6 protein-coding genes and 1 pseudogene are annotated in these 4,468 nt (G+C 49.1%); 6 read left to right on the forward strand and 1 reads right to left on the reverse strand.

Features of this window, described 5'->3' with window-relative positions; genetic code table 11:
• The 4 genes from B2X00_RS11150 to tcdA all read left to right on the forward strand — a co-directional run.
• Window positions 1-688, forward strand: a 688-nt coding sequence (locus B2X00_RS11150; RefSeq protein WP_290487640.1) for a thymidylate synthase, incomplete at its 5' end; no start/stop codon positions are given.
• Between the two features lie 18 nt (window positions 689-706).
• Window positions 707-1,711 (forward strand): response regulator, encoded by a 1,005-nt coding sequence (locus B2X00_RS11155; protein ID WP_071463144.1) that lies wholly within the window; start codon window positions 707-709, stop codon window positions 1,709-1,711.
• A 10-nt stretch (window positions 1,712-1,721) separates the two neighbouring features.
• Window positions 1,722-2,141 carry a PAS domain-containing protein gene (locus B2X00_RS11160; RefSeq protein WP_290487647.1) on the forward strand — a complete coding sequence of 140 codons (420 nt, stop codon included), beginning with the start codon at window positions 1,722-1,724 and terminating at the stop codon, window positions 2,139-2,141.
• Entirely contained in the window at window positions 2,107-2,916 is an 810-nt protein-coding gene (gene tcdA, locus B2X00_RS11165) for a tRNA cyclic N6-threonylcarbamoyladenosine(37) synthase TcdA (RefSeq protein WP_290487652.1), read from the forward strand. The genes B2X00_RS11160 and tcdA overlap by 35 nt, the downstream gene beginning before the upstream one ends.
• Here the strand turns inward: tcdA and B2X00_RS11170 are convergent.
• Window positions 2,888-3,277 carry a SufE family protein gene (locus B2X00_RS11170; protein WP_290487654.1) on the reverse strand — a complete coding sequence of 130 codons (390 nt, stop codon included), beginning with the start codon at window positions 3,275-3,277 and terminating at the stop codon, window positions 2,888-2,890. The two genes, tcdA and B2X00_RS11170, sit on opposite strands and share 29 nt — an antisense overlap.
• A gap of 137 nt (window positions 3,278-3,414) precedes the next feature.
• Here B2X00_RS11170 and B2X00_RS11175 point away from each other — a divergent pair, with 137 nt between their 5' ends.
• Window positions 3,415-4,164 carry an electron transfer flavoprotein subunit beta/FixA family protein gene (locus B2X00_RS11175; RefSeq protein WP_071463147.1) on the forward strand — a complete coding sequence of 250 codons (750 nt, stop codon included), beginning with the start codon at window positions 3,415-3,417 and terminating at the stop codon, window positions 4,162-4,164.
• Window positions 4,161-4,468, forward strand: a pseudogene (locus tag B2X00_RS11180) (electron transfer flavoprotein subunit alpha/FixB family protein); the annotation flags it as partial. The gene B2X00_RS11175 and the pseudogene B2X00_RS11180, both read left to right, overlap by 4 nt.

Here is a 4,468-nt window from a genome sequence, read left to right on the forward strand (position 1 = left end):
AGCGGCTATTGCTGAATTATTAGGGTATTTGCGCGGCTATGACAGCGCTGCACAGTTTCGTGATATTGGCTGTAATACGTGGAATGCTAACGCCAATGAAAACCCGAGTTGGCTTGCCAACCCCCACCGCAAAGGCACAGACCATATGGGGCGAGTGTATGGTGTGCAAGGACGTGCTTGGCAGCGTCCCGACGGCAGTCAGTTTGACCAATTGCAAAAGGTGGTCGATGATTTAACACAAGGCGTGGATGATAGGGGTGAGATTGTCACTTTTTATAATCCCGGTGAACTGGAAATGGGCTGCTTGCGACCGTGCATGCATACGCATACCTTTTCGCTGCTCGGGGGTAAGCTCTACTTAACCTCGTATCAACGCAGTTGCGACGTTCCTTTGGGGCTTAATTTTAATCAGATTCAATGTTTTGTTTTGCTGGCGCTGATGGCGCGCATTACAGGGCATAAACCCGGTAAAGTGTTTCATAAAATCGTCAACGCGCATATTTACGAGAATCAACTTGAGCTGATGCGCGATGTGCAACTAAAGCGGGAGCCGTATCCATCGCCACAACTGCATATCAATCCCGATATTAAAACGCTGCAGGATATTGAGACGTGGGTGACGAAAGACGACTTCTCGATTGAGGGCTATCAACATCATCCGCCAATCAAATATCCATTTGCAGTTTAATGACCAAAGGCTAAACAAATGACGTTGAAGGTGACCCTGTGTGATGACTCACGGATGGCGCGCAAACAGCTGATAAAAAGTTTACCCAAGGATTGGGATGCAACGGTATATCAAGCAGAACACGGCGAACAAGCGCTGCAGCGAATCGAAAATGGCGAAGCGCAATTGTTGCTGCTTGATCTGAATATGCCGGTAATGGACGGCTATGAGGTGCTCGAGCATTTAGCGCAACATGAGCGCGACTGCGTTGTCATCGTGATTTCTGGTGATATTCAGCCTGAAGCCTACCAGCGAGTGATAAAACTTGGCGCGCTCGCGTTCGTAAAAAAACCATTCAAGCAGGCCGAAATCGCTCAACATCTTCAACAATTTGGCCTCTATCAGCCGGGCAGCGGTCATTTACAAGAGGCCAGCGAAGTCGAAGTGGCAGCCAGCGCGCTGGATGTGTATCGCGAAGTGGCCAACGTCGCCATGGGCCAAGCAGGTGATCATATTGCCCGCGTATTAAATCAATTTATTGAGCTGCCGGTGCCTAATGTTAATTGGATAGCGCCATCTGAATTGCATATGGCGTTGCAATCCATCGATCAAGCCGAACGTGTATCGGCCGTCAGCCAAGGATTTGCCGGCTCGGGTATTCTAGGTGAGGCGCTCACACTGCTCACCGACACCTCAGTTGAGGATGTGCGCCAGCTATTGGGCGAACAGCTTTCTGGTACTGAACAGCAACAGCGTATTGAAGCGTTGATGGATATAGCTTCAATTATTACCTCTGCGTGTCTCAATGGTTTAGGTCATCAGTTACATGTCGAGTTCACCGCATCGCAACCGGTGTTGCTGGGGCAGCATAAGTCGCTAGCGGACCTGCTGAGTCAGCCACAACAGCGTTGGCAAAAGGTGTTGGCGATAGAAATTGGGTATCAGCTGCCTAAACATCGTATTGGTTTTGATTTACTTATTTTGCTACCAGAAGATGCGGTGCAACGTCTCGACCAACAGGTCGCCCATTGGTACGCGGAATAAGGAGGCAGCGATGAGTGAAATGGACGAGTTACACGCTAAATTGAGTCTGCTAGGTGCCATTGATATCGGTATCGTAGTGCTAGACCGTGATTATCGCGTACAAATGTGGAATGAGTTTATGACCAACCACAGCGGTCTGCGCCCCAGTCAAGTTCGTGATAAAATCCTATTTGAATGTTGCCCAGAGATCGATGAGCATTGGTTTCGACAGAAAGTAGAGCGGGTGTGGAACCTAGATGCCCGGGTGTTCATTACTTGGGAACAGCGTCCCTTTGTGTTTCGGTTCCGACACAGTCGTCCGCTGAGCGGGCAGCAGCAGTGGATGCAACAAAATATTACCCTTATGCCACTGCATGACACGCGTGGCGAGATATTTCAGGTAGGACTGATACTTTATGACGTCAGCGAGCAAGCAACCCGCACCGAATGACCAAGCCCAAGGGGGCGTTGAACGCGTCTATGGACGCAAAGCACTGAATACATTTCGTAACCAACACATTGCTATTGCCGGACTCGGTGGCGTTGGTTCGTGGGCCGTTGAAGCGCTCGCACGCAGCGGCATTGGTGAGTTGACGTTGATCGATCTGGATGATGTCTGTGTGACCAATATTAACCGCCAGCTTCCTGCAGATTTTAACACCATTGGACAGCTTAAAACCGAGGTGTTGGCGGAACGGGTGCGCGCGATTAATCCTGCGTGCAAGGTTAATATTGTTGACGACTTCCTATTAGAAGAGAATTTTATCACTCATTTAGCCGGTGTCACGGCGGTGTTGGATGCAATCGATAGCGTCAATACGAAAGCGGCGTTAGTGGCGCACTGTAAGCGTAACAAACTGCCATTGGTAGTGTGTGGCGGTGCGGGTGGACAAATCGACCCCACGCAAATTCGAGTGGCGGATCTGGCAAAAGCAAAACAAGATCCATTATTGGCTAAAGTACGCTCTAAATTGCGTCGTGACTATAACTTCTCTAAAAACCCCAAGCGCAAATGGAGCGTCGATTGCATCTATTCTGAGGAGCAGCTGCGTTATCCTTGGGTTGCCGGTGAGCATGAGGGTGAAGTTACGCTTCAAAAACCCGGTAGCGGCACCATGCAAATGAACTGCAGTTCTGGCTTTGGTGCAGCCATGGTGGTGACCTGCAGCTTCGCAATGTTTGCCGTATCGACCTTACTTAAGCGCATTGAGCGACGCGCTGTTTAAGCACTCTGCTTACGTTATATAAACCATTGGCCCTAGACGGTGTAAGTTGTTGGGTAAGACCGTAACTGGCGAATAATTCATCGATATCGAATTGTGCAATGTCCGCTGCGCTATGGCCGTCGAGTTCCGCTTGAATCAACGCTAACAACCCCTTCACAATACGCGAGACACTGTCAAACCGCACGGTAACACGAGCTGTGTCTTGGCAATCTAAATAGAGCCATACGGTTGCCTCGCAACCCGCAACCTCATGGGCTTTGTCCCGGTAATGTTCAGGTAAGGCTGGCATCGTTTTGGCAAGTTCGATAAGCTCACGGTAGCGTTTTTCCCAACCTATAGGTTTGCGTGAAGGCTGTATCACTGTGTAAACTCCTGATTACAACAAATTTCTGTTATTGTCTCATAACTTGTGAGATAGCCTCCAGTCTAGGATAATAGCGAAGTTAACAAATTTTAAATCCAGGTAACTTAGATCAGTTCCAACAAAAGGAAAGTGACATGAAAATACTTGTCGCGGTGAAGCGCGTCATTGACTACAACGTCAAAGTACGCGTGAAGCCAGATCAGTCAGACGTCGATTTGGCTAACGTCAAAATGGCGCTTAACCCGTTCTGTGAGATCGCAGTCGAAGAAGCTGTTCGCTTAAAAGAAGCAGGTACGGCGGATGAGGTTGTGGTGGTATCTATTGGGCCTAAAGCAGTGCAAGAGCAATTGCGTACCGCATTGGCGTTAGGTGCTGACCGCGCTATTCAAGTTGAAACCGACGATATGCCGGATTCGCTTTCAGCCGCTAAAATCCTCAAAGGTGTTGTTGAGCGTGAAGAGCCCGACATGGTTATTTTAGGTAAGCAGTCGATTGACTCAGATAATAACCAAACCGGACAAATGTTAGCGGCACTAACCGATATGCCTCAAGGCACCTTCGCATCTAAAGTAGAAGTGGCCGACGGTCATGTCTCAGTAACGCGTGAAGTTGATGGCGGTTTGCAAACCGTAAAACTTGCGTTGCCTGCGGTCGTGACAACGGACTTACGCTTGAACGAACCGCGCTACGCCTCGTTACCTAATATTATGAAGGCAAAGCGTAAGCCGCTTGAAACCGTTTCAACGGACGATTTAGGCGTTTCGGTGAAACGTACTGTGAAACTACTCAAAGTTGAATCGCCAGCCGAGCGCAGTGCGGGCGTTAAAGTGGCAGACGTAGATGAGCTTGTCGATAAACTGAAGAATGAGGCCAAAGTCCTATGAGCATTTTAGTGGTTGCAGAACACGACAATAACGCCGTAAATCCTGCCACGCTGAAAACCTTGGCGGCGGCGCAAGCCATTGGCGGTGATATTGATGTATTAGTTGCAGGTAAAGACTGCGCAGCGGTTGCTGACGAGCTCGCAAAAGCTGAAGGCGTCAACAAAGTATTGTCTGCCGACAATGCCGTGTATGAACATCAGCTCGCAGAAAATGTAAGTAAGTTAGTTGCCGATTTAGGTAAAAATTACAGTCACGTGCTGGCACCGGCCACGACAACGGGTAAGAACTTTATGCCGCGTGTTGC

Source organism: Idiomarina sp. UBA3162 (genome assembly GCF_002364475.1).
GTDB lineage: Bacteria > Pseudomonadota > Gammaproteobacteria > Enterobacterales > Alteromonadaceae > Idiomarina.